Annotated in this window: 21 protein-coding genes; 15 read left to right on the top strand and 6 right to left on the bottom strand. The window is 74.8% G+C overall.

Annotated elements, in window-relative coordinates; genetic code table 11:
* Positions 1-6: 6 nt before the first annotated feature.
* Genes ACFT5B_RS11405 through ACFT5B_RS11395 form a run of 3 tightly spaced genes read left to right on the top strand, consistent with a single transcriptional unit; the run spans position 7 to position 4,427 of the window.
* On the top strand, positions 7-1,197 hold the full coding sequence (locus ACFT5B_RS11405) for a glycosyltransferase (protein ID WP_386798237.1): 1,191 nt from the start codon (positions 7-9) through the stop codon (positions 1,195-1,197).
* A gap of 48 nt (positions 1,198-1,245) precedes the next feature.
* On the top strand, positions 1,246-3,234 hold the full coding sequence (locus ACFT5B_RS11400) for a hypothetical protein (RefSeq protein ID WP_386798235.1): 1,989 nt from the start codon (positions 1,246-1,248) through the stop codon (positions 3,232-3,234).
* Complete coding sequence (locus tag ACFT5B_RS11395) at positions 3,231-4,427, top strand: glycosyltransferase family 4 protein (RefSeq protein ID WP_386798233.1); 1,197 nt, start codon at positions 3,231-3,233, stop codon at positions 4,425-4,427. The genes ACFT5B_RS11400 and ACFT5B_RS11395 overlap by 4 nt, the downstream gene beginning before the upstream one ends.
* Here the strand turns inward: ACFT5B_RS11395 and ACFT5B_RS11390 are convergent.
* From ACFT5B_RS11390 to ACFT5B_RS11375, 4 genes are read right to left on the bottom strand one after another with little or no spacing between them, the layout of a single operon-like run.
* On the bottom strand, positions 4,375-5,583 hold the full coding sequence (locus ACFT5B_RS11390; RefSeq protein ID WP_386798231.1) for a glycosyltransferase: 1,209 nt from the start codon (positions 5,581-5,583) through the stop codon (positions 4,375-4,377). The two genes, ACFT5B_RS11395 and ACFT5B_RS11390, sit on opposite strands and share 53 nt — an antisense overlap.
* Positions 5,580-6,617, bottom strand: coding sequence for a glycosyltransferase family 4 protein (locus tag ACFT5B_RS11385; RefSeq protein WP_386798229.1), 1,038 nt, complete (start codon positions 6,615-6,617; stop codon positions 5,580-5,582). Before ACFT5B_RS11385 ends, ACFT5B_RS11390 begins: the two co-directional genes overlap by 4 nt.
* Entirely contained in the window at positions 6,614-8,017 is a 1,404-nt protein-coding gene (locus tag ACFT5B_RS11380) for an O-antigen ligase family protein (protein WP_386798227.1), read from the bottom strand. Before ACFT5B_RS11380 ends, ACFT5B_RS11385 begins: the two co-directional genes overlap by 4 nt.
* Positions 8,014-10,026 carry a glycosyltransferase gene (locus tag ACFT5B_RS11375; RefSeq protein ID WP_386798225.1) on the bottom strand — a complete coding sequence of 671 codons (2,013 nt, stop codon included), beginning with the start codon at positions 10,024-10,026 and terminating at the stop codon, positions 8,014-8,016. The genes ACFT5B_RS11380 and ACFT5B_RS11375 overlap by 4 nt, the downstream gene beginning before the upstream one ends.
* Before the next feature lie 189 nt (positions 10,027-10,215).
* Here ACFT5B_RS11375 and ACFT5B_RS11370 point away from each other — a divergent pair, with 189 nt between their 5' ends.
* From ACFT5B_RS11370 to ACFT5B_RS11350, 5 genes are all read left to right on the top strand, one after another.
* Positions 10,216-11,100: a glycosyltransferase family 2 protein gene (locus ACFT5B_RS11370; protein WP_386798223.1), complete on the top strand. Its 885-nt coding sequence runs from the start codon at positions 10,216-10,218 to the stop codon at positions 11,098-11,100.
* 10 nt (positions 11,101-11,110) lie between these two features.
* Complete coding sequence (locus tag ACFT5B_RS11365; protein WP_386798221.1) at positions 11,111-12,049, top strand: glycosyltransferase family 2 protein; 939 nt, start codon at positions 11,111-11,113, stop codon at positions 12,047-12,049.
* 92 nt (positions 12,050-12,141) lie between these two features.
* Entirely contained in the window at positions 12,142-13,188 is a 1,047-nt protein-coding gene (locus tag ACFT5B_RS11360) for an NAD-dependent epimerase/dehydratase family protein (protein ID WP_386798219.1), read from the top strand.
* Positions 13,185-14,426: a methyltransferase domain-containing protein gene (locus ACFT5B_RS11355; protein WP_386798217.1), complete on the top strand. Its 1,242-nt coding sequence runs from the start codon at positions 13,185-13,187 to the stop codon at positions 14,424-14,426. The genes ACFT5B_RS11360 and ACFT5B_RS11355 overlap by 4 nt, the downstream gene beginning before the upstream one ends.
* The gene (locus ACFT5B_RS11350; protein ID WP_386798214.1) at positions 14,419-15,606 is read left to right on the top strand and encodes a class I SAM-dependent methyltransferase; all 1,188 of its coding nucleotides are present in this window, start codon (positions 14,419-14,421) and stop codon (positions 15,604-15,606) included. The genes ACFT5B_RS11355 and ACFT5B_RS11350 overlap by 8 nt, the downstream gene beginning before the upstream one ends.
* On the opposite strand, the gene ACFT5B_RS11345 is transcribed toward ACFT5B_RS11350, so the two are convergent.
* On the bottom strand, positions 15,596-16,144 hold the full coding sequence (locus ACFT5B_RS11345; RefSeq protein WP_386798212.1) for a dTDP-4-dehydrorhamnose 3,5-epimerase family protein: 549 nt from the start codon (positions 16,142-16,144) through the stop codon (positions 15,596-15,598). The two genes, ACFT5B_RS11350 and ACFT5B_RS11345, sit on opposite strands and share 11 nt — an antisense overlap.
* A 147-nt stretch (positions 16,145-16,291) precedes the next feature.
* Here ACFT5B_RS11345 and ACFT5B_RS11340 point away from each other — a divergent pair, with 147 nt between their 5' ends.
* The 7 genes from ACFT5B_RS11340 to ACFT5B_RS11310 are packed head-to-tail and all read left to right on the top strand — an operon-like array spanning position 16,292 to position 23,369.
* Positions 16,292-17,257, top strand: coding sequence for an LLM class flavin-dependent oxidoreductase (locus ACFT5B_RS11340; protein ID WP_386798210.1), 966 nt, complete (start codon positions 16,292-16,294; stop codon positions 17,255-17,257).
* Positions 17,254-18,105 (top strand): sugar phosphate nucleotidyltransferase, encoded by an 852-nt coding sequence (locus ACFT5B_RS11335; RefSeq protein ID WP_386798208.1) that lies wholly within the window; start codon positions 17,254-17,256, stop codon positions 18,103-18,105. Before ACFT5B_RS11340 ends, ACFT5B_RS11335 begins: the two co-directional genes overlap by 4 nt.
* Positions 18,102-19,310: a polysaccharide pyruvyl transferase family protein gene (locus ACFT5B_RS11330; RefSeq protein WP_386798206.1), complete on the top strand. Its 1,209-nt coding sequence runs from the start codon at positions 18,102-18,104 to the stop codon at positions 19,308-19,310. Before ACFT5B_RS11335 ends, ACFT5B_RS11330 begins: the two co-directional genes overlap by 4 nt.
* A complete protein-coding gene (locus ACFT5B_RS11325; protein ID WP_386798204.1) occupies positions 19,303-19,926 on the top strand; it encodes a PIG-L deacetylase family protein in 624 nt (207 codons plus the stop codon). Before ACFT5B_RS11330 ends, ACFT5B_RS11325 begins: the two co-directional genes overlap by 8 nt.
* Positions 19,923-20,882: a glycosyltransferase family 2 protein gene (locus ACFT5B_RS11320; protein ID WP_386798202.1), complete on the top strand. Its 960-nt coding sequence runs from the start codon at positions 19,923-19,925 to the stop codon at positions 20,880-20,882. The genes ACFT5B_RS11325 and ACFT5B_RS11320 overlap by 4 nt, the downstream gene beginning before the upstream one ends.
* Positions 20,883-20,907: 25 nt before the next feature.
* Positions 20,908-22,119, top strand: coding sequence for an FAD-dependent oxidoreductase (locus ACFT5B_RS11315; RefSeq protein ID WP_386798200.1), 1,212 nt, complete (start codon positions 20,908-20,910; stop codon positions 22,117-22,119).
* Positions 22,116-23,369, top strand: a complete 1,254-nt coding sequence (locus ACFT5B_RS11310) for an ATP-grasp domain-containing protein (RefSeq protein ID WP_386798198.1) — start codon at positions 22,116-22,118, stop codon at positions 23,367-23,369. Before ACFT5B_RS11315 ends, ACFT5B_RS11310 begins: the two co-directional genes overlap by 4 nt.
* Here ACFT5B_RS11310 and ACFT5B_RS11305 read toward each other — a convergent pair.
* The gene (locus ACFT5B_RS11305; protein ID WP_386798196.1) at positions 23,346-24,488 is read right to left on the bottom strand and encodes a glycosyltransferase family 4 protein; all 1,143 of its coding nucleotides are present in this window, start codon (positions 24,486-24,488) and stop codon (positions 23,346-23,348) included. The genes ACFT5B_RS11310 and ACFT5B_RS11305 overlap by 24 nt on opposite strands.
* Positions 24,489-24,582 lie beyond the last annotated feature (94 nt).

Raw genomic sequence — 24,582 nt, 5'->3', positions numbered from 1 at the left:
GTTCGCATGACCGCAGACGTCGCGCTCGCGCACGACTACGCCACCCAGCGCGGCGGCGCCGAACGCGTCGCGCTGCTGCTGGCGCGCGCGTTCCCCAGCGCGCCCCTTTACACCACCCTGTACGACCCGGCGGCGACGTTCCCGGAGTTCGCCGAGCTCGACGTTCGGACGGGCCCGCTCGACCGCGTCGGGTACCTGCGGCGCCACCACCACTACGCGTTGCCCTTCCTCGCGCCCGCGGTCGGCGTGCAGCGGGTCGACGCGGACGTCCTGCTCGCGAGCTCGACGGGCTGGGCGCACGGCTACCGCGGGGCGCGCCGCACCGTCGTCTACTGTCACGCGCCCGCGCGCTGGCTCTACCAGCGGGAGCGCTACCTGTCGGGGGAGGAGGGCGCCCGTGCGGCTGACAAGGTCCGTCGCGCCGTCGCCGGCGGCACCTTGGGCGTCCTGGGCCCGTCCCTGCGTGCGTGGGACCGGCGCGCCGCGAACCACGCCGACCGCTACCTCGCCAACTCGACGGTGACCGCTCGTGCGGTCCGGGCCGCCTACGGCATCGAGGCGGAGGTCGTCCCGCCGCCTCCGGCCCTCCTGCCCGACGACGGCGCCTCCCGCCCGGTCGACGGCGTCGCCCCGGGCTTCCTCCTGTGCGTGGCCCGGCTCCTCCCGTACAAGAACGTGGATGCCGTGATCGGTGCCGTGCGCGAGCTGGGGGACCGGCGCCTCGTCGTGGTCGGCGACGGTCCCGACCGGGCGCGCCTCGAGGGGCTCGCACGGGCCGCGGGGACCGTGCCGGCGTCGGGCGGGGGAGCGACCGGGAACCCCGACGGGGCGGGTGAGCCCCGGGTGCGGCTGCTGGGCCGCGTCGACGACGCGTCGCTGCGCTGGCTGTACGCGAGCTCGGGCGCGCTCGTCGCCGCGTCCTACGAGGACTACGGGCTCTCGCCGCTCGAAGCCGGGGCCTTCGGGGCACCCGCCGTCGTCCTGCGCGACGGCGGCTACCTCGACACTGTCGCCGACGGCGTGACCGGCACCTTCTTCGACCAGCCGGATCCTGTGGAGATCGCGCGCGCGATCGAGGAAGCCGCCAGGACGGCGTGGGATGATCAGGCGCTCGCGGACCACGTGGCGCGCTTCGGGACCGGGCGATTTCTGGACCGGATCCGCACGATCGTGGAGCACGAGCGTCATGATGGGTAGACGGGGCCGCGAGGGCTCGTCGAGAGGCTCCAGAAGGCGAGGCGGCGCGTGACGGTCCGCGAGTTCCTGCGTACGGTGTGGGACGGCAAGTGGTACGTGCTGGCGGCCGTCGTGATCGTCATGGTCGCGGCCGTCCTGTATCTCAACCGCCAGGTCACGACGTACCAGGGCACGGCGACCGTGCAGCTCGCCTCCGTGCAGAGCGGCGGCGACCAGGGCGGCTCGGCCGTGACGGCCAACACCGACCCGACCCTCGTGACGTCCACACCCGTCGCGCAGGCCGCGGCCCAGGACGTCGGCGGCGGCGCCGAGCCGCGAGACCTCGCGTCGCGCGTGACCGCGACCTACGACGCCGAGACGCTGGTCATGACGATCCAGGCCAAGGACGCCGGGCCGGTCCGCGCCGGAGCGCTCGCCAACGCGTTCGCGAAGGCGTACGTCGCGTACCTGCCGACGGTCGTCGGCCAACAGGCCGACAAGGTGTCCAAGCAGATGGACGCGGCCAGCAAGCAGATCACCGACGCGCAGGCGACGCTGCGGAAGAACAAGAACGACCCCAAGGCGAAGGCACTGCAGAGCTCGGGCACCGATACGCTCAACTCCCTCACGCGGACCTGGTCGGCGTACGGCTCGCTCAGCCCGCCCGGACAGATCGCCAAGCCCGCGACCGCCGGCGTGCCCCTCGGCCTCGGGCGGGACAGCGTTCTGGCAATTTCGTTCCTCGCGGGCCTCGCTGCGGGCGTCGGGCTGGCCTTCGCCCGGCGTGGTGTCGACTTCAGGCTGCGGACGGTGGGGCAGGCCGCGGAGATCGCGGAGGCGCCGGTCCTGGCCGAGATCGACGGCGTGAAGCGAGCCCTCAAGGACGCGACCCACCACGGGCACCTGCCCGTCGCGAGCCGTGTCGCCACGCCGTACACCGAGTCGATTCGCGAGCTGCGCACGGCCGTGCAGGTGTCCGCGGCGCACCGGGACCAGATCGCCGTCGTCGTCACGGCCGCGGACCCGAGCGCTCCCCGCTCCTTCATCGCGGCCAACCTTGCGGCCTCGTGGGCCCTGTCCGGGCGACGCACCATCGCGATGTCGGGCGACATGCGCCGGCCCGAGCTCGACGAGATCCTTCCGGCACCCGACGGCTGGACCGGCGACCCGCGGGCGCTGCGTCCCACGCGTGTGCCCAACCTGTCGCTGTTCCCGGTGCCCGAGCAGCCGCTCGACCCGGCCGACTACCTCGCGACGGCGCAGGCACGCGAGCTCGTCGCGTCGCTGCGCGGCCAGGCCGACGTGCTCGTCATCGACGCGCCGCCCGTGCTCGCAGCCGCCGACGCGACGATCCTCGGGAGCTACACGGACGGCGTCGTGCTCGTCGCGAGCGTCGGGAAAACCGACGAGCTCGTGCTCGCGGAGGCCGTCAAGCGCCTGCGCGTCAACCACGTCCACCTGTCCGGGCTCGCGGTGGCCGGTGTCCAGGGCAGCCGGCGCATGGCGTACGCGGCGACGTACGGCGAGGCCTCCGCAGCCCCTGCGGGCGGGTCGAACGGAGCGCCGGTCGCGGCACCCGCCGGCTCGACGGCGCAGGCATCCTCGCCGGCGCAGGGGGCCGCCGAGCCCTCGGCGCCCACGGGCGTGTCACGTGCCGAGCGCCGGACCGCGCTCGGGTCGCGTGAGCCGGCCGCCGGGCCGGAGCCCCTCCGGTCCCAGCCCGTCCGGCACCAGCCGAGCGGTCCGCAGCCCACGCCCGCGTCGGCCTCGTCCGGCCCCACGTCCGCCTCGCCCGCGCAGCCGCCCGCTGCGACGAGGCCCGCAGGAGCCCCGGCGGGCACGAGCTCCCCAGCCCGTCCCGCCGCGCCCGCCGCCCCCGCGGCTGCCCGGCCGGTTCCCGCGACGACGGGCTCGGTCCGCACCGCACCGCCGAGCCTGCGCCAGGGCCGACCGAGGATCCAGCCGGCGTGGAGCCCCGTGCAGGGCCGCCCGAAGACCGGGGCGATCGCCGTCGTCGAGGACACGACGGACCAGCCGTCCGCGCCTGACGCGCGGTGAGCCGGCCGATCCCGTCGGACGCCCGGCTGCGGGTGGTCGTCCTCGACCACACGGCGGACCTCGGGGGAGGCGAGCTCGCGCTGGCGCGCCTGTGCGAGGCGCTCGACCCGGCCGAGGTCCGGGTCCGGGTGATCGTCTTCGCCGACGGGCCGCTGGTCGGGCGGCTCCGGGACGGGGGCACGCCCGTGGAGGTGGTCCGGCTCGGCGAGGGCGTCCGCGGTCGGTCGCGCGACACGCTCGGCGCGTGGGCGAGCGTCCGGTCGGCGTGGGCCGCCGTGCCGTTCGTGTGGCGCCTCGCGCGGCGGCTCCGGACGCTGCGGCCCGACGTCGTGCACACGCAGTCGCTCAAGGCCGACGTGCTGGGTTCGGTCGCTGCCGCGGTGGCGCGGGCCCCCGTCGTCTGGCACGTCCACGACCGGGTCGCGGACGACTACCTTCCCGCTCGTGTGGCGAGGGTGTTCCGGTGGCTCGCCGAGCGCGTGCCGCGCGCCGTGGTCGCGAACTCGGAGGCGACCGCTGCCACCCTGCCGCCGGGCGCCGTCGTCGCCTACCCGGGGTTCGCCCCGGAACAGGTCCGGCCGGACGGTGCCCGCGAGCGCGTCGACCCGAGCCCTCCTGTGGTCGGGCTCGTCGGGAGGATCAGCCCGACCAAGGGGCAGCTCGAGCTCGTGCGCGCGGTGCCGGCCGTGCTGGCCGCGCACCCGGGCGCCCGGTTCCGGCTCGTGGGGGCGCCGCTCTTCGGGGGCGAGGACTACGCGGCCGACGTGACGGCCGAGATCGCCCGGCTGGGCCTCGGCGACGCGGTCGAGGTCGTCGGGCACGTCGACGACGTCGCAGCGGTCCTCGACGGGCTGAGCGTCCTCGTGCACGCGTCGCCCGTCCCGGAGCCGTTCGGGCAGGTGGTCGTCGAGGGCATGGTCCGCGGGGTCCCCGTCGTCGCGGCGGACGCGGGCGGCGTGACCGAGATCCTGCGCGGCGACGACGGCCCGCTCGGGGTCCTCGTCCCGCCGGGCGACAGCGACGCGCTCGCGGCGGCGGTCGTCGGGGTGCTCGACGACCCAGCGGCGAGCCGGGCGCGGGCGGTCGCGGCCTACGACGCCGCGCTCGAGCGGTTCCCGGTCGCGCGCGCCGCGGCGACCGTCACCGCGACGTGGCGGACCGTCGCCGCGCGTCGCGGAGCGCGTCGCGCATGAGCTCGGCCTGACGCGGCCACGTCGGGAGGTCGGCGGGCGGCTCGACGGCGGCGACGCGAGGCCCCGCGGTGCTGTCGACGACGGCCGTCGCGAACTCGGCGCCCTTCGCGACCGTGACGGGTGCCGCGGCGTCGCGGAACCCGGCGACCGGCGTCGAGACGACCGGCCGGCCGACCGCGAGGTACTCGTAGAGCTTGATCGGGTCCAGGCTGTCGGTGAAGGCGTCGACGACGTGCGGCACGACCAGCACGTCGGCGTGCTGCAGGTAAGCGGGGACGGCGTCGCGCGGGCGGGGCCCGAGCAGCACCACCTCGGCCTCGCGCAGCCGGCGCACGTCGTCGGCCTCGAGCGCGACGGGGCCGACGAGGACGAGCGTCCCGTCGCCGTCGAGGGCCTGGCTGGTGGCGACGCACAGATCGACGTCGAGCCGGTCCGCGTGGAGCGTCCCGACGTACACGGCCGTGCGTCCCGGGGGGAGGTCGTGCGGACGGGCGACGGGGTCGCGGTAGCGCGCCGCGTCGACGCCGTTGGTGACGAGCACGGGCGCGGGCGCGCCCGCCGGCCGACCCGCGCCCTTGGAGGCGCCGAGCGCGGGCGAGCACACGGTGACGACGTCGGCGCGCGCGAGGAGAGCGCCCTCGGCGCGTGTGAGCCGGTCCGTCTCGTCGGGCGTGCGGGCCGCAGCCAGCCAGTCGTCGGTGACGTCGTAGAGCGTCGGCAGGCGCTCGTCGAGGAGCGCCGCGCCGCCGACGTCGTTGACCCAGAGCGTGGGGTCGGCGAGCCCGGCGTGCCGGGCGGCGCGGAGCACCCGGTGCGCGCGGCGGTCGTCGTAGCGGGGGGCGACCTTGCGGGGGAGCGTCTTGGTCGGCTCGTACAGCCACAGGCGGTCCGGCCCGACGCCGTCCAGGGCGGGGCCGTGCCGAAGTCCGCGCCCGGGGCGCGGCGTCGTCCGGCGCAGGGCGGCGTACGTGACGTCGGCGGGCGGCTCGACGAACAGCACGGTGAGCGCCGGATCGGCGCGGAGCAGCTCGGTGACGAGGTACTGGTTGCGCCGCCACACCTCGTCCCACGGCTCGAGCGACACGACGATCAGGGACTCACCTGGCGCGGCGGCGGACGGCGGTGTCGGCGCGGGCGCGGACGGGGGTGCGGTCACAGCACCGTACGGTAGACCGCTTCGGTGTGCCGTACCTGGTTCTCGAGCGTGAAGGTGTGGCGCTGGCGCTGCTGCTCGGCCGCCCCGTAGGCGTCGCGGGCTGCCGGGTCGGCGGCGAGAACGCGGAGCGCGCGGGCGGCATCGTCGGGGTCGCCGGGGGCGACGAGGCACGCGCCGTGGAGGCCCTGGAGCAGCTCGGTGTGTCCGCCCGCGTCCGCCGCGACGACCGGCAGCCCCCGCGCCATCGCCTCGAGCACGCTCAGCCCGAGACCCTCGATGCGGCAAGGCGCGAGGAGCAGGGCGGCGTGGTCGAGCAGGTCGGGCACGTCAGCCCGGTGCCCGAGGAAGCGCGTCGCGGCGCCGATCCCGAGCCGCATTGCGAGGTCCTCGAGGTCAGCCCGGAGGGCGCCGTCGCCTGCGACGTGGAGCTCCCAGCCGCCGGCGGCCAGGCCCGACGCCGCGAACGCTCGTAGAGCGACGTCGCCGTCCTTCTCCGCCTCGAGCCGCTGCGCCAGGAGGACGACGCTGGCGCGATCGGACGCCGGTGGGGCGTCGCCCGCCGTGTCGACGCCCGGGCTGACGACGACGGAGGCGCCGTCGACGTGCGCGGCGACGTAGGCGCTGATCGCGAGCTGCGCCCGGACGGGCCGGCGGGCGATCGCGGCGGTCAGAGGACCGAGGCGGCCCGAGCCCCGAGGACGCGCGAAGTGACGTGTCGCGACGACGGGCGCCAGCCGCCGCCCGCGCAGCGCAGCCAGGGGCCCGGCGAGCGACGCCGCGACCTCGGCCGCTGTCATGTGGACGTGGACGACGTCCGCGGTGCACCCGAGCCGCGCGACGGCCCGCGCGGTCGTGCGCAGCCCCTGCACCGGCTCGACGGCGACGCGAGGGCCGGCCTCGGCGCGCATCGCGTCGACAGCGCCCCCGAGCACGTGGACGCGGTCCCCCGCGGCGGCCTGGGCTCGGGCGAGCCTGGCGACGTGCCGCTCGACGCCGGCGAACGCGTCCGAGTCGACGACGTGGAGGACCCTCATGCGGCGACCGGGCTCGCGGACGCGCGCTCGTCGGTCGCGACAGGTGGGCCCTCGCGCTCGGCGCCGTCGTCCGGTTGCGGTGGCGCGGCCTCGTGCCGGGCGAGCGCGCCCACGCACACGCCCGCGATGACGAAGGGCACCGAGGTCTGTACCGAGACCCAGAAGAGGTCGAGCTGCCCCTGGACGAGGCGGGACGCGATCACGGCGAACGCCAGGGTCCCGTAGGCGGGCGAGATCCGCCAGACCACGACGAGCGCGCCGAGCATCAGGACGAGGAACCCGACCAGACCCACGGTTCCGGCCGACGACAACACCTCGAGCTCCGCGTTGGGCGGCTGGAACGAGTACGGGGTGCGTCCCGAGTACCACCACCGCAGCCCGGCGCCGAACCACTGGTTGAGGTTCCACACCACGAGCGCGTCCTGGTACCAGCTGATCCGCTGGTAGGCCGAGTTGAACTGGTTCCCCGAGCTCAGCTGATCGACGAGCACCTGCACGACGAAGAACCCGGCCGGGATGATCGCGAGGAGCACGAGCTTCGTGTGCCGGACACCCTGGCCGCGGCGCAGCGCGACCACGAGGACGAGGAGCCCGAGCCCGACGATCGCCTGGCGTGACTGCGTCGCGGCGATCGCGAGGACGAACAGCCAGAACGCGGGATACGCGACCTTGCGCGACAGGCCGAGCCACGGTGGTCGGGCGTACACAACGAGGGCCGCGATGCCGAGCACGTCGCCGACGAAGTTCTTGTGCATGCCGTACGGCCAGCTCAGGAAGACAGCGGCGGTGTTGCCCTGGGCGAGCTGGGTGAGCCCCTGGACGCAGGTGGCGGCCGCAAGGATGCCGCACGCTCCGAGGTAGAGGCCGACGCCGAGGCGCGCGTGCCCCGACCGCCCGACGGCCCAGCCCACGACGAGCGCGCCGCCGACGGACAACCACGCGTGGAACCACTCGACGGTGTTGGCACGGTACGGGTTGGCGATCACGGTGAAGAGGGTCGCGACCTGGTAGAAGGCGGAGAGCCACAGGAGGCTGCGCATCGGACGCGACCAGGGCCGGGGGCCGAGCAGCAGGGCAGCCCAGAACGCACCGAAGAGGGCGAAGTCGCTGAAGGAGAGGTTGGTGCTCGCGCCCCCGACGCGCTGCACCACGACGAGCGCGGGCATGGCGAGCACGGGGATCGCCGCCGGGTTGTAGACGGTCGCCCCCGTGATGAGCAGGGCGACTGCGGCAGCGAGCGCGTACACGCCGTAGTCCGGCACTGCGACGCCGATCGCGGCGAGCAGGGCGAGGACCGCCACCGCGCCGAAGGCGGCGGAGAACCACCGCCTACCCACCGTCGCGCGGGTCAGGACGGACGCGTGCCAGGTGCGGGTGCCGGTGCCGGTGCTGTGGCTCATGGCGCGCCGTTCGCGCGGTGCTGCTCGGCTGCCGGGCCTCGGGCGTACAGGACGACACGCCGACGGGCGGCCGCACCCCGCTCGCCCGGCAGCACCACGCCGCGCACGGCCGACCCGGCGAGCGCCGCTCCCCGCGCCGCCTGCCAGCCGAGCCGTCCGAAGTGCTTGCGGTAGTAGCGCTCCTGCGACGCGTGGAAGGTCCGCTCGCGCCGCGTCTCGTCCGAGCTCGTGGCGCCACCCGCGTGCGTCGCGACGGCGTCCCGCACGACGGCGTGGCGCCAGCCGCGTGAGGCGGCCCGCCGCGCCCAGTCGGTCTCCTCGGCGTAGAGGAAGAACGTCTCGTCGAACGGCCCGACGTCGGCGAGGGCCTCGCCGCGCAGGAGCAGCACCGAGCCGATGACGAAGTCCTCGCGCGTGCGCAGCCGCCCGAGCCCCGCGGCCTCGAGCCACGCGCCGCCGGGCGTGGGGAAGGGCCACGCGACGCGGGCGGGAGCGCCGTCGTCGTCGACCTGGCGCGGGCCGACGCTCGCGAGCCGCGGGTCGGCGGCGAGGGCGTCGGACAGACGCCGGACGTCGTCGGGCGCGACGACGGCGTCCGGGTTGAGCAGCAGGACGTCCGCGTCGGGCGCGAGCCGGTCGCCGAGCGCGTGGTTGACGCCGGCCGCGAAGCCGCCGTTGCGGCCCGGGTCGAGGTAGCGGACGCCGGCGTCGGCGGCGACCTTCGCGACGTCGAGGGAGGAGGAGTTGTCGACGACGGTCACGGGGAAGCGGCCGGCGACCGGCGCGAGGGCCCGCGCGAGGAGGTCGGGGCGGTGGTAGGCGACGACGACGACCTCGACGTCCCGCCCACCGGCCCCGCTCGCACGCGGGCCGGCCGCGCCGTCCCGGACATCCGTACGGTCGCCCAGCATCGATCTGTACATGACTTCGTAGTCGTCCGCGACGGCCGCCCACGTGCACGACGTCGCACGCTCGATCCCCGCCGCACGCAGCCGGTCCGCGAGCGCCGGCTCGCGCCCCACGCGCTCGAGCGCGGCGCGGAGGGCCGCGGCGTCGTCGGGCGGGACGAGCAGCCCCGCGTCGCCGACGACGTCCGGCAGCGCACCGGTCGAGGTCGCCACGACGGGTGTCCCGCAGGCCATCGCCTCGACGACGACGCGGCCGAACTGCTCGACCCAGCCGGGAGTCACGAGGGAGGGGACTGCGAGCACGTCGACCGAGCGGTAGAACGCTGCGAGCCCGGGCGCGTCCGTGCTCGGCTGGACCGTGATGCGTCCGTCCGACCGGGCCGCCCGGGCGGCGACCTCGTCGCGGAGGGGGCCGTCGCCGACGAGGTCGAGCCGGAGTTCGTCCGACGTCTCGACGGCCTCCAGGAGCACGCGGACGCCCTTGTGCTCGACCAGGCGGCCGGCGTACCCGACACGCACCGGGCTCCCCACCGGGCCGGCCTGCCGGGGGGCGGCGGGGTGGAAGACGTCAGGGTCGAAGCCGAGCGGGATCCGCCGGACGACCCCTCGGAAGCCCTTGCGGACGGCGATCTCGCCCGCCACGTTGCACACGGACAGCGCCGCCGCGCGGCGCAGCGCGGCTCGCTCGAACCAGCGGAACGGGGGCGGGTAGCGCTTCTCGATGTTCTGGGCCGAGTACAGGGCGAACGGCGCGAGGTGTCGCGGCCTGCCTGTCAGGAGGCGCCGCAGACGGCGCAGCGTCAGGACCTCGAGGGTCGCGAGCGCGTAGGGCTCCTCGTGGACGTCGAGGACGTCGACGTCGCGACCCAGCTCGCGCCACAGACCGACCGGGTCGAACAGGAACAGGGCGGGATGCGTGCCGAAGGTCCGGACGCCGACGACGTCCTCGCCCGGACGGGGTACGAGCGGTACGACGCGGCCCGCCTCGTCCCATGCGCGCGCGGACACCAGCCGGACGCCCACGCCGCGGCGGCGCAGCTCCCGCTCGCGCTCACGCCACGCGTCGACGACCGCGCTGTGCGAGACGCGCAGGACCCTCATGCGGCAGATTCTGCCGCACGGGCTCGCGGGGCCGGCACGGGACGGCGAAGATCACCCGCTCGGTCCCGTCCGGCTCGTCCCGGGTCGGGGCAGACTACTGCTCGCTCGCCCTGGGTTCTCGCCGCTCTCGGTTCGCGCCGTGGTGCGGGCCGGTCACGACCAAGGAAAGAGGCCGCCGAAGTGCCAGCCATGACGGTTCTGCTGTGCGCCAAGAACGCACAGGACACGGTGGGTCTGGCACTCAGGTCGACGCTTCGTGCCATGCCGCGCGACGCGGAGCTCCGCGTCCTCGACGACGGGTCGAGCGACGGGACGTACGCGGTCATGGCCTCGGTCCAGGATCCTCGCGTCGTGCTCGGCAGCGTTCCTCGCAGCCTCGGCTGGACCGCCGCTCGGCAGCGGCTGCTCGACGAGTCGGACAGCGCGTTCGTCGCGATCATGGACGCGGACGACGTCACCTTCCCGTGGAGGTTCTGGGCCCAGCGGCGGGAGCTCGGGGACGCCGATCTTCTCTTCTCGCCGATCGTGTCGTTCGGCCGGCGCGCGCGTGATCTCCGGCCCTCGCTGCCCGTGCCCATCTCGGTGGCCGCCGCGCCGCTCCACCTGATGCTCGGGAGCCTGCTGTCCCACCCCACGATGTACGCGAGGCGCGAGGCCCTGGTCGAGGTCGGAGGGTATCGGGACGGGTCGATCGCGGAGGACTACGACCTCCAGCTCCGCGTGCTCGCGGCTGGCGGGCGCATCCGGAGGGGCGCCGTGCCGGTGCTCGGTTACCGCGTGGGGTCGGGCCAGGTCAGCTCGGGAGGCGAGTTCCTCGGGCGGGCCGGAGCTGCGGGCATGGTGTCCGAGTCCCACCGTGCGATGATGCGCCGGGAGTTCGGCTGGGCGTCTTCCGCCGAGCCGAACCCGTGCGACCTGTGGCAGATCATCGATCGGGAAGCGATCTCCCGCAGGCTGGGTCGTGCTCAGCGTGCGCTGATCCATCGCTACGCGCGCATGGTCCTGGGCTCCCGTCAGCCCGGGTGCGAGCCGGGTCCGCCCGGACCGCGGACGACCTCGGACCACGGACGGTGAAGGCAGCGACGTGAACGACCGCAACCCCCCGCCCGAGAGGGAGCCGCTCGGCGAGCCGCCGCGGCGCCCGGTCGTGAGCGTCATCGTGTGCACGAACCGCGGCGGGCCGTTTCTCGAGGAGGCCCTGCGCTCGGTGCGCGCCCAGACCTACGGGGCTGTGGAGTGCGTCCTGGTCGACGACGGCGTCCCGGACCCAGCCGCCCTGGTCGAGATGCTGCGGCCGTTCCCCGAGATCCGGGTCGTGCGGGGTGCGTCGACGGGAGTCTCGGCCGCGAGGAACCGCGGGCTCGCCGCGGCACGGGGCGAGCTCGTCGCCTTCCTGGACGACGACGACCGCTGGGACCCGCGCCGTCTCGAGCTCGGTATGGCGCCGTTCGCGGACCCCCGGGTCGTCGCGACCTACTGCGGGATGCGCACCGTCGACGCCGACGGCGCCGTGCTCGTGGAGGCTGACCAGGTCGCGGTCGCCTCCCGGCTCGACATCGCGCGCGGCTTGGGCGGGATCTTGCTGCCGAACCTCGTGCTGCGCCGGTCGGCGGTCGACGACGCGGGCGGGTTCGACCCGCTGATGCGCCTCGCGGAAGACCTGGACCTGGTGCTGCGGGTCGCCGCCCGCGGCACGCTCGTGCTCGTCCCGGAGCCGCTCGTCGACTACCGGTACCACGAGGGCAACACGACCCGGCGGTACCGCGCCCTGGCCGACGCGATCCGCGTGATCGTCCGACGGCACCGCGAGGAGGCTCGCGCGGCAGGGGACGAGCCGCTCGCCGGGGCGCTCACGGCGCGCGACCAAGCGAACGACCGGTTCGCCGCGTGGTCGGCCGCGCGGGCCGCTCGCGCCTCGTGGGGGGCGGGGGAGCGCCGTGCCGCCGTCGGGGACCTCGTGTGGGCCGCGCGCTTCGCACCGCGAGCCCCCTGGCTGTGGCTGCGCCACCGGGTGATCGGGTAAATCACCCCGCACCGGCATCCTCCGGCCTGCCCGCGTCCCGGTAGGTTGGCGGTCGGCGTGAACGGGTGCGCGACGAGGGACGGAGCCTGGCGATGCGAGTGCTGGTGGACGGCGACCGCGGCTACATCGGAGCGGTGCTGGTGCCGTTCCTGCAGGCCGCGGGGCACGAGGTCGTGGGCCTCGACGTGGGCTGGTACGACGGCTGCGACTTCGGTGCGCAGCCGGGGGACTACGAGCAGCGCACCGGTGACATCCGCGACGCGCGGCCGGAGGACCTCGAGGGGTTCGACGCGGTCGTGCACCTCGCGGCGATCTCGAACGACCCGATCGGGCACCTCAGCCCGGGCGCGACGTACTCGGTCAACGCGGACGGTGCGGTCCACATGGCACGCGTCGCGAAGGAGGCGGGCGTGCCCCGGTTCCTGTTCTCGTCGTCGTGCTCGTTGTACGGGGCGGCCGGTGACGCGCCGGTCGACGAGACGAGCGCGTTCAACCCTGTAACGCCGTACGGGGAGTCGAAGGTCCTCGCGGAGCAGGGCATCTCCCCGCTCGCGGACGACGGCTTCTCGCCCAGCTACCTGCGCAACGCGACCGCGTACGGGTCGTCACCGCGGCTGCGCGCGGACATCGTGGTCAACAACCTCACGGGCACCGCGTTCACGCAGGGCGAGGTCCGGCTCCAGTCGGACGGCTCGCCGTGGCGGCCGCTCGTCCACGTCGAGGACATCTCTCGGGCCTTCCTCGCGGTGCTCGAGGCTCCGGCCGACGTCGTCCGCGACCAGGCGTTCAACGTCGGGCGCGACGAAGACGTCGTGCAGGTCCGCACGATCGCGAACCAGGTCGCCGAGATCACCGGGGCGCCCGTCACGTTCGCGGCGGGCGCCGGCCCCGACACGCGCAACTACCAGGTCGACTTCACGAAGATCCGCTCGACGCTGCCGGCCTACCAGCCCGCCTGGACCGTGCCCGACGGGATCCGCGAGATCTGGCAGCACGCGCAGGAACGCGGCCTGACCACGGACGACTTCGAGGGCCCGCGGTTCGTGCGGCTCAAGAAGATCCAGGAGCTCGCCGACGCCGGCCGGCTCGACCTCCAGACCCTGCGTCTCGCGCCCGCGGCGAGCGGGGAGCCCCGATGAGCGCGCCCGCCTGCCGCCTGTGCGGCGCCCCGCTCGAGCACACGTTCGTGGACCTCGGGATGTCGCCGCCCTGCGAGTCGTTCCTCACCGCCGACCAGGTCGACCAGGGCGAGACGTTCTACCCGCTGCACGTGCGCGTCTGCTCGCAGTGCCTGCTCGTCCAGCTCCCCGCGTACATCCCGGCGGAGGAGATCTTCAGCGACTACGCCTACTTCTCGTCGTACTCGGACTCGTGGGTCGAGCACGCGCGCCGCTTCGTCGACGACGCCGTCGCGCACCTCGGGCTGGGCCCGGACGCGTTCGTCGTCGAGATCGCGAGCAACGACGGCTACCTGCTGCAGCACGTCGTCGCGAAGGGCATCCGCTGCCTCGGCATCGAGCCCGCCGCGAACGTCGCGCAGGCCGCGATCGACAAGGGCATCCCGACCGTCGTGGAGTTCCTCGGGGAGGCCACGGGGAGCGCGGTCGCCGCCGAGCACGGCAAGGCCGACCTCGTCGTCGCGAACAACGTCTTCGCTCACGTGCCCGACATCGTCGACTTCAGCAAGGGCCTGCGCGCCCTTCTCGCCGACGACGGCCGCGTCAGCATCGAGATCCCACACCTGCTGCGCCTCATCGACGGCAACGAGTACGACACGATCTACCACGAGCACTTCTCCTACCTCTCGCTGCTCACCACGCAGCGCGTGCTCGCCGCGGCCGGGCTGACCGTCGTCGACGTCGAGGAGCTGCCCAGCCACGGCGGCTCCCTGCGCACCTGGTCCGCGCCCACCGAGACCGCGCCCGCGCCGTCACCGGCCGTCGCGAAGGTCCTCGCCGACGAGGCCGCCGCCGGGCTCGACACGCTCGAGGGTCACGACGGCTTCGCGCACCAGGTCGAGAAGGTCCGCGAGGACCTCTTGGGCTTCCTGTTCCAGGCCAAGCGCGAGGGCAAGAGCGTCGTCGCCTACGGCGCGCCCGGCAAGGGCAACACTCTGCTCAACCACTGCGGGATCCGGTCCGACCTGATCCGCTTCTCCGTGGACCGGAACCCCTACAAGCACGGCCGGTTCCTGCCGGGCACCCACATCCCGGTCCACCCCGTGGAGGCGCTCGCGGACGCGAGGCCCGACTACGTCGTGATCATGCCGTGGAACCTGCGCAAGGAAATCGCCGCGCAGCTCGCGTCCGTGGCCGACTGGGGCGGGAAGCTCGTCGTGGCGCTGCCGCACCTCGAGGTCGTGGAGCCCGGTGCCTGAGGACACGCGCCCGACGCGGCGCTGGCGGTGCCGCTGGTGTCGCGGCGACGTCGGCGTCGTCGTGCTCGACCTGGGGGAGCAGCCCGCGGCCGACCACTTCCCTGCGCCCGGTGACCCACGGCCCGACCCCGCGTACCCGCTGCGCATGGTCCTGTGCGGGTCGTGCGGCCTCGCGCAGCTCGAGGACGACCCGACCGACGCCGAGGAGCCGCGCGGTGTCGAGCCGGCCGCCCTCGTGCACCAGGCGGCGGAGGCGGTGTCGGACCTCGTCCGCGCCGGGCTCGCGCGCCCCGGGACCGCCGTGGCGGAGTTCCCCAGCCCGCACGGCGGCTCGTGGCTGGGCCTCCTCGCGGACGCCGGGCTCGTCGAGCGCGGGCTCGAGGTCGGCCCGGCCGCGCCACGCCAGGCGGACCTCGTCGTCGACTCGCTCGGCATGATGCACGTCGCCGACCAGCGGGCTGCGCTCGAGCTGCGGCTCTCGCGCCTCGCCCCCGACGGTGTGCTGGCGCTCCACGTGCACACGCTCGCGACGATCCTGCGGGACGGCACCTGGAACGCGCTGCGGCACGGGCACTTCGCGTACTACTCGGTGCCCGTCCTCGTGGACATGGCCCAGGACGTCGGGCTCCAGCCGGTCGGCGCGTGGGAGTACGGGCTGTACGGGGGGACCGTCGTCGTCGCGTTCGCCCGGGCGGGCTCGCGGACGCTCGACGAGCACGCGGCCGGCGGCGACCTCGTCCGCCGGGTGGTGCGGCAGGAGCGCCGCGCCGGGGTCACCGACCCGGAGCGCGTCGCACAGCTCGGCGACGACGTCGAGGAGTCCGCGACCGCCCTGCGCGCCTACCTCGACCGGGCTCGGGCCGACGGCCTGCGGGTCGCGGGCTACGGCGCCGCGTCCCGTGCGGTCGCGCTGCTCGGCGTGGCGGGCGTCGGTCCGGAGGACCTCGTGGCGATCGGGGACGCGTCCGCCGCCAAGCACGGGCGTGCCCTGCCGGGGAGCCGGGTGCCGATCGTCGGGCCCGAGGAGCTCGTGGCGCTGCGCCCCGACCGGGTGCTGCTGTTCGTCCCCGACCTCCTCGACGAGGTCCGCGCCGCCCTGCCTGACGTCGAGGCGGACGGCGGCCGATGGGTCGTCGTCGAGCCGCGCCCCCGAGAGGTGACGTCCCCTGTCACGCCGTGAGCCGCGCCGCCAGCTCCGCCCACGAGCCCGCGGCCTGGTCCCGCTCGCTCACGATCGTCACGGGCGCGGGCCAGCCGATCGCGAGGTCCGGGTCGAGGAAGTGCACGCCGACGTCCTCGGTGGGGTCGTGCAGCGCGTCGATCCGGTAGCAGACGTCCGCCGTCGGCGTGAGGGTCTGGTGGCCGTGGAGGAAGCCGCGCGGAACGTAGAGGGTGACGAAGTCGGTGTCGTCGAGGCGGAACGTCTCGACCTGCCCGAACGTCGGCGAGGCCGGCCGCGCGTCCACGACGACGTCGAGGACTGCCCCGTGCGCCACCCGGACGAGCTTCGCCTCCCCGCCGCCGACCCGGCCGTGCATCCCGCGCACCACGCCTTCGACGGACCGCGACTGGCTGTCCTGGAGGAACGCGCCCGGGTCGAGGCCGGCCGCGCGGGCGTCGTCGGCGTCGAACGTGCGCGTGAACAGGCCACGCTCGTCGCGGTGCGGTTCAGGGACGAAGAGCAGCGGGCCGTCGAGCCGGGTGGTCGTCACGCGCATGCGCTTACGGTACGAAAGCGTGCATGGGGCACGGGGGTGAAGTTGCGGTCGATCCCGGATGAATTCGGACGCGGGACGTTGGCCCGGTGCGCCGCCGGTCCGAGACTTGCAACGTCTTGTCGTCCGGACCGTCCTCGAGGTGCCCGCGTGGATGTCAGCACGCTCCGCTTCATCGCCTCGCTGCCCCGCTTCGACCCCGAGCCGGGTGCCTGGCGGGACGCGGTGCGCCGCGCGGAGGCGCAGGGCTACGACACGGTCGCCGTCTCGGAGCACGTGGCCGGGGGGTGGCAGCTCGACGCGTGGACCGCGATCTCGGTGGCGGCCGGCTGCACCGACGCGATCGGCCTCGCCACCCTCGTCCTGGTCAACGACCTGCACCGGCCTGCCTGGCTCGCCAAGGCGTCCGCGACCCTCGACGTGCTGAGCGGGGGACGGTTCGCGCTGGGGCTCGGGGCCGGGTGGCTCGCCGCCGACTACGCCGCGAGCGGGCTTCCTTTCGACCCGCCGGCCGTCCGCACCGCGCGCCTGGTCGAGACCCTCGAGATCCTGCGACGGTGGCGCGAGGGTGGGACCGTCGGCTACGCGGGCGTGCATCACCACGTCGAGGGCCTGGACGCACTGCCTGCCCCGGCGCGTCCTGGCGGTGTGCCCGTCTGGATCGGCGCTTCGCTGCCCCGGATGCTCCGTCTCGCCGGTGCCCGGGCCGACGTCGTGAGCGTCCACCCGGCGATGGCCGACCACGACCCGGGCGCGCTCGCCGCGGAGGTGACGGTCGACGCGATCCGCGCGAAGATCGCGGTCGTGCGACGTGCCGCGGACGAGGCGGGGCGGCCCGCGCCCGAGATCCAGCTGACGGTGCACGACGTGCGGGTCGACGGCAGCGGCTCGCGGTCGGGCTGGATCGCCGAGGCGGTGGACTCGGGCGCGGTGACCCACTCACCGGCGTCGATGCGAGGCAGCGCGCAGGACGTCGCCGAGCAGGTCGCGGCCTGGTCGGCCGAGCTCGGCGTCACACGATGGCGGCTCGGCAGCGACGCGGACCTCACGGCCCCGGTGCTGGAAGCCCTGGACAGACGGAGAGAGCCGATGGTCGGCGCGGGAGGTGGACGATGAAGGTCGTGCTGTTCTGCGGGGGCCTCGGGATGCGCATGCGCTCCGGCCCCGACTCGCTGCCCAAGCCGATGATGCCGATCGGCTCGCGGCCGGTCCTGTGGCACATCATGAAGTACTACGCGCACTTCGGGCACACGGAGTTCATCCTGTGCCTCGGGTACGGCGCGAACGCCGTCAAGGACTACTTCCTCAACTACCGCGAGACCCACTCCAACGACTTCGTGCTCACCAAGGGTGGCGAGGAGATCGAGCTGCTGTCGAGCGACATCAGCGAGTGGCGGATCACCTTCGTGGACACCGGGATGGACACGGCGATCGGCGAGCGGCTGCGCCGGGTGCGTCAGTACCTCGACGGGGACGACGTCTTCCTCGCCAACTACGGCGACGTGCTCACGGACGCGCCCATGGACGAGATCGTCGACGAGTTCCTCGCGACCGACGCCGTCGGGACCCTCCTCGCGGTCCCGCCGCAAGACTCGTTCCACGTGGTCCGGATCGACGACGAGGGGCGGATGACGGACCTCGAGCCCGTCGCCGGGATGGAGATGTGCATCAACGGGGGCTACTTCGTGCTGCGGCAGGGGATCTTCGACTACCTGGGGGAGGGCGAGGACCTCGTCATGGACGCGTGCGTCCGTGCGGCCCACGACGGCCGGTTCCGGGCGACGCGGTACGGCGGGTTCTGGGCGCCGATGGACACCCTCAAGGAGCGGTCGACGCTCGAGGAGATGAACCGCACGGGTGACCGGCCCTGGGCGGTGTGGGACCGGCACCGGTCACCAGGGCCCCGTCGAGTGCCCGTCGTCGAGGTGCCGGACCTGAACCACTCGAACGGTGGAGCCCGGTGAGCCGCCACGTGCGCGTCTCCCTGGTAGGGGAGTTCGGCGTGGGCAACTACGGCAACGACGCGTGCCTCGAGCACGAGCTCGAGGTCCTGCGATCCGCCCGCGACGTCGACGTCACGGTGCTGTGCCACCTGCCCGACGTGGTCTCCGACCAGCACCACGTGCGGGCACGCCCCGTCGTCGCGCCGGTCCGGCACCCGCGCTCGCTGGTCGGGCGGATGGTGATGAAGGGCGTCGACACCTTCTGGCTGGGTTGGCTCGTGCTCCGTTCCGACGTGCTCGTGGTGCCCGGCACGGGCGTCTTCGAGACGCAGTGGGCCGTGCCGGGCGCCATCCCCTTCGTCCTGTGCGTGCTGGGGTTGTGGTCCTTCGTCCTCCGGCGTCCCCTGCTCGCGCTCAGCGTCGGGGCCGACGACGCGGGCTCGCCCCTGGCGCGGCGCCTCTCCACCGCCGCGCTCCGGCTCTCGACCCTCGTGACCGTACGGGACGACGCGTCCGCCGCTGCTGTCGCCGACCGCACCGGCAGCACTCCGCGTGTCGTGCCCGACCTGGTGCTCGGCGACCCGCGCAGCGCTCTGGTGGCCGCGCAGCCCGGAGTGGTCGGTCTCGGGCTCCTCGCGTACGACGGTGCGGCGGGCTACCGCAACCCCGACGCCGTCACCCGGGACGCCTACGTCGCGCGCGCGCGCGAGCTCGTCGTCCGGCTGGTCGACCTCGGCAAGCAGGTCGTCCTGCTGCGCGGCTCCGACTCGGACGGCACCTTCGTGGAGCTGCTGGATCTCGAGGAGCTCGTCGCCCGGGGAAAGGTCCGGGTCTCGGACGCGAGCACCCTTCCCGACGTCGAGGCGGAGGTCGCCGCGATGGAGGTGCTGGTGGCATCGCGGTACCACAACCTTCTCGTCGCGGCGCGGACGGGGACGCCGATGGTCGCCCTCGGGTACGGCCGCTCCAAGCAGCGCGAGATCCTCAGGCTCGCGGACCTCGAGGACTACGCGTGGCCGATCACCGACTTCGACCCCGAGCGGGTCGTGGCGCAGGTCAAAGAGCTCGCCGACCGCCCCCGCCTGCGCGAGCGCATCGCCTCGCGCGCCGACCGCGCCTCCGCGGCGGTCCGGGCCCAGGACGACTGGTTGCGCCGGAGCGTCGAGGCGGGGGGACCACCGGCCCGACGACGGCACTACTTCCCCGAGGACGTGGCGCATGCTTGAGCTGCTCGGCGCGCCGGCGCGCGTGCTCGCGCTCGGCGCCCATCCCGACGACATCGAGCTCGGCGCCGGCGGGACGCTCCTCGCTCTCGCCGACGCGGGCGCGGATCTCTCGTTCGCCGTGCTGAGCGGGGACGACACCAGGCGCGCCGAGGCCCGCACCGCGGCCGCCGCCGTCGCGCGGGGCGCAACCGTGCGCTTCGCGAACCTCCCCGACGGTCGGTTCCCCACGGCGTGGGGCGACGCCAAGCGGTTCCTCCACGCCCTCGTCGAGGAGGTCGGACGACCGGACCTCGTCCTCGCGCCGCGCCTCGACGACGCCCACCAGGACCACCGCGTCGTGGCCGACCTCGTCAAGCCCGTCTTCCGGGGTGCGAACGTCCTGCGGTACGAGATCCCCAAGTGGGACGGCGACCACGGTCCCGCGCAGGTCTACGTGCCGCTGACGGACGACGTCGTGCGGCGGAAGGTCCGGCTGCTCGAGGAGTCCTACCCGTCGCAGCACGGGCGGGGCTGGTGGGACGAGGAGACGTTCCGCAGCGTCCTGCGGCTGCGGGGGGTCGAGGCGGGCACGCGCTACGCCGAGGGCTTCGTGGCGGACAAGGTCGTCCTGCGGTGACCGGCGGTCCTCCCGGCACGCCCCGCGTCACCGTGGGCGTGCCGGTCTACAACGGCGAGCGGTACCTCGAGAGCACGCTCCTGGCGCTGCGCGCCCAGACGTTGCCGGACATCGAGGTCGTGATCAGCGACAACGCGTCCACCGACCGCTCGCTCGACGTCGTCCGCGACGTCGTCGGCGACGACCCCCGCTTCCGGCTCCTCACGACCCCCGTCAACCGGGGCCTCGCACGCAACTTCAACCGGACCCTCGAGGCGGCGCGCGCCCCCTACTTCACCTGGAACGCCGCCGACGACGTCGCCCTGCCCGACCACCTGCGCCGGTGCACGGACGCCCTCGCGGCCGACGCCACCGCCGTCGTCGCGTTCTCGCGCGTCCGCTGGATCGACTCCGAGGGCCGGCCCGTGGGCGTCGAGGACGACAGGCATGCCGTCATCGCCACCCCGTCCGCCGTGCGGCGCGTCGACCAGTTCCTCGACTTCGGGCTCTACGAGGCCATCGGCTACGGCGGTGTGCTCCGCACGGAGGAGCTGCGCGCGATGGGCGGCCTCGGCGACTACTTCGGGAGCGACAACGTCCTCGGGATACAGATGGCCCTGCGGGGCACGTGGATCCAGGTGCCCGAGGTGCTGTTCGAGGCGCGGCGCCACGACGCCCAGCTCAGCAAGGACCAGGGCAAAGACGTCCTCGACCAGGTCCGGGCGTACCGGCCCGAGTGGCGGCGTCCGGTCGCGTTCCCCCAGTGGTACGTGTCCGCGCGCATGTACCGGGCGGCGCTCGCCGGCCCGGGGACACCCCGTCAGCGGGCGGCCGCCGCGGCCGCCGTCGCACGCCGTTGGAACGGCCGGAACTGGCGCCTGCTGGCGTTCGACCTGAAGCGCAACGCGGTGCGTCTGGTCCGCGGAAGGTATCGCGGCGCGTACGACGCCGCGAAGGAGGTCGATCGTGCCGTGTGAACGGCTCGACGGACAGGGGGACGGGATGGACACCGACGTCGTGGTGGTCGGGGCGGGGCCGTACGGGCTCTCGACGGCGGCGCACCTGCTGCACCGGGGGATCGCGACGCAGGTCTTCGGCGACCCGATGGTGACATGGCGTGCGCACATGCCCGCGGGGATGCTGCTCAAGTCCGACGGGTTCGCGTCGAGCCTGGACGCGCCGACGGACGGGTGGCGGCTCGCGGACTACGCCGCCCGCGAGGGCCTGCCGTACGGGGACCGGTCTCCGCGGGTGAGCCTCGAGACCTTCGTCCGGTACGGGCTCGCGTTCCAGCGGGAGCTGGTCCCGGGGCTCGACACGCGCGCGGTCCGGGCGCTCGACCGGGCGCCGGGAGGGTTCGCCGTCACCCTCGACGACGGTGCCGAGGTGCGCGCCCGCCGCGTCGTGGTCGCGGCCGGCATCACGCACTTCGCCTGGGTCCCCGGCGAGCTCGCTCCGCTCGGCGGTCGGGCCACCCACAGCAGTGCGCACCGGGACTTCGACGGGTTCGCAGGGCAGCGCGTCGCGGTGCTCGGCGCAGGGTCCTCGGCGGTCGAGGTGGCGGGCTCGCTGCTCGACGCCGGTGCGCGGGTCCACCTGGTGACGCGTCGGTCCGAGATCCCGTTCTGGGGCGTCGACGACGGGCACGCCCGGACGTGGCGCGAGCGGGTCCGCAAGCCGTCCTCGGGGCTCGGCGCGGGATGGAAGCAGAAGTTCTGCCAGGACCTTCCCGACGTCTTCCGCAGGCTACCGCCCGAGCGGCGGCTCGAGGTGGTCCGGAACTTTCTCGGACCGGTGTCGGGCGGCTGGATGAAGGACAAGGTGCTGGGCGGCGCGGACCTCGTGACCGGGGTCGACGTGGTGAGCGCGACGGCGGACGGGGAGGTGACGCTCGGGCTCGCGGCCCGGGACGGCGGCGCGCCGCGCGTGCTCCGCGTCGACCACGTGATCGCGGCGACCGGGTACCACGCCGACCTCGACCGGCTGCCGTTCCTCGCGTCCGACCTGCGCGCGGCGACCCGGCGCGTCGGCGCGATGCCCGAGCTGAGCCGCAGCTTCGAGTCGTCGGTCCCCGGGCTCTACTACGTGGGCAACGCCGCGGCCGGCTCGTTCGGGCCCCTCATGCGCTTCATGGTCGGCGCGGAGTTCGCCGCTCCGCGGGTCGCCGCGCACGTCTCGCGGGCGGTCGAGCGGGACGCGGTGGCAGCCGCGTGAGCGGGTCGCCCCTCGGACGGCGGCCGCTCCTGGTGCTGGTGACGGCGCACCGTTGGCTGCACACGGTCCACCTGGCGCTGGCCGCACGCGACGCGGGCTTCGAGGTGGCGCTCGTCGGGCCCGCCGGACACCCGGTGGCGCGGCTGGCGTGGGTCACGACGCCTGGCCTGTTCGCACCGCTGCGACGCGCTCGATCGGTCGCACGGGCGCTCGACCGGGTGGGCGACGGCGCAGCCGTCGTGCCCGTCGACGACGTCGCGGAGGCGGCGGTCGTCGACGCCTACCGCCGCGGTCTGCTCGGTTCCCGGGCGGCGGCCGCGGTCGCGCGTTCGCTGGGCAGTCCCGAGACCTTCGGCCGGCGCAGTTCCCGGGTCGCGACGACGGCGGTCGCGCGCGACGCGGGCGTGGACGTGCCGCCCACCCTCGGACTCGCCTCCGCCGACCGGCTCGAGGCGGCGCTCCACGAGGTGGGGCTGCCGGCCGTGCTGAAGACCGACGGGAGCTGGGCGGGCCAGGGCGTCCTGGTGGTCCACGACGTCGCCGAGGCCCGCGAGGCCTGGGCACGGCTCTCGCGCCGGCCGTCGCTGCCCCGAGGGGTGGTCCGCTGGTGGAGGGACGACGACGCCTCGTACGTCGCGGACCCGCGCACGCTCCCGCGCGTCTCGGTCCAGGCATTCGTGCCGGGCACGCCCGCCACGGTCTCGGTGGCGTGCTGGGAGGGCGAGGTGCTCGGTGAGGTCGCGCTGCGGGTCGTGCCCACGGCCGGCTTCGGGAGCGGGCCCGCCACGGTCGTCGAGCCCGTCGAGCCAGGGGAGCTCGGCGAGGCCGCACGTGCCGTCGTCAAGGCGCTCGGGCTCTCGGGTCTGTGCGGGCTCGACTTCCACGCACGGCCGGACGGCGGGGCGTCGTTCCTCGAGCTCAACCCGCGCGCGACCCCGACGGCTCACCTGCCGACGGGCGACGGGCGGTGCCTGCTCGACCTGCTCGCCCCGCACTTCGGCGCCGTGCCGGCGGCCGACGGTCGACGCGCTGCGGCGCCGGTGCCGCCGATCGCCCTCTACCCGCAGGAGCGGGTACGCGACGCCTCGAGCCCGTGGGTGGAGACGGTGCACGAGGACGTCCCTGCGCACGCTCCCGACGCCGTCGCCGTCGTGGCGCACGCGCTGGGGACGCCCGTGCCGTCGCCCCGGGCGAGGCTCGAGCGCCTGCGCAGGGCACGCGCCGGCCTAGACCGCGCCCGCCAGGGCTGACGCGAGGTCGTCGTAGCTGCGGCCCCACGTCCGCGTGAGGGCATAGGCGCGGGCGGCGTCCCTCGAGCGCGCGAGCAGCGCGTCGTCGTCCGCGAGCGCTCCGAGCACCTCCGCGAGCGCCGCCGCGTCGTCCGGGGGGACGGCGATGCCGGCGTCGCCGAGCTGCTCGGGGATGCCGCCGACGGTCGACGCGACGAGGGCCGCTCCCGAGGCCATCCCTTCGAGGACCGTGAGCGGGCACGGGTCGGGCCAGCGGGACGGGACCACGACGACGTCAGCGCCCCGGAGAAGCTCCGCGACGTCGGCGCGCGGGACGAACGGCCGGCGGGTCACCCGGTCGCCGAGCGCGGCGGCCGACCGCGCGACCTCCGTCTCGTACGCCGTCGGGGCGGCGTGGGGGTCGAAACCCGCGCTCCCGACGACCGTCGCGTGGATGTCGCCACGGTCCAGGAGCGTGAGCGCGCCGAGGAGCACGTCAGCGCCCTTCTCGTGGAGCATGCGGCCGACGAACGTGACCTCGAGCCGGTCGCGGCGCTCCCAGCGCCGGGGCGGGCGGAACGCGTCGGTGTCGACGCCGTTGCGGACGACGGCCACGCGGTCGCGCAGGCCGGGCGGCAGCCGGTCGGCGGTTGCGCGGGCGAGGAAGTCGCTGACGCACACGAGGCGCGCGGCGCCGCCGAGCGTCCGGGCGACCTCGCGCCGCGAGTACGTCCGCAGGAGCTGGTTGTGCGCGTAGAGGACGGGGACGTGCCGGGCGTCGTCCACCACGGGGATGCCCTGGGGCGCGTTGTGGACGAGGACGATCCCCGGGTCCCAGCTGGCCTGGTCCGTCAGCGCTGCGCCGAAGCGTGCCGCGGCGGCGGGCCGCCGGCCGACGGTGCGGGCCGCCAGCAGGTCCTGGTAGCGGTCGGTGCGCCGGGGGAGGCGCTCGTCGTACTCGAGGACCTCGGCGCTGGGGTAACGGTCCGCGTACGTGCCCCGCGCGACGACGACGGCGGGGCGGGGCGCGCTGGGCGGCGTCGCGGCGGACAGCCCGTGCACGACGGTCGGGACGGCGCTTCCGGTGCTGGGCGAGAAGTGGTCGCCGGGGGTGATGACGTGGACCAGACGTCGTGTCACGCGATCCGCCTTGTCTCGAGGCCCGCTCCGATGGGCCCGAGCCTATCCAGGAGACGCGCAACTTCAGCCGACGGGGTCGGGGTGAATTGCCGTG

Source organism: Luteimicrobium sp. NPDC057192 (assembly GCF_042670205.1).
Classification (GTDB): Bacteria; Actinomycetota; Actinomycetes; order Actinomycetales; family Cellulomonadaceae; genus Luteimicrobium.
This window is presented reverse-complemented; position numbering and strand designations above follow the sequence as displayed.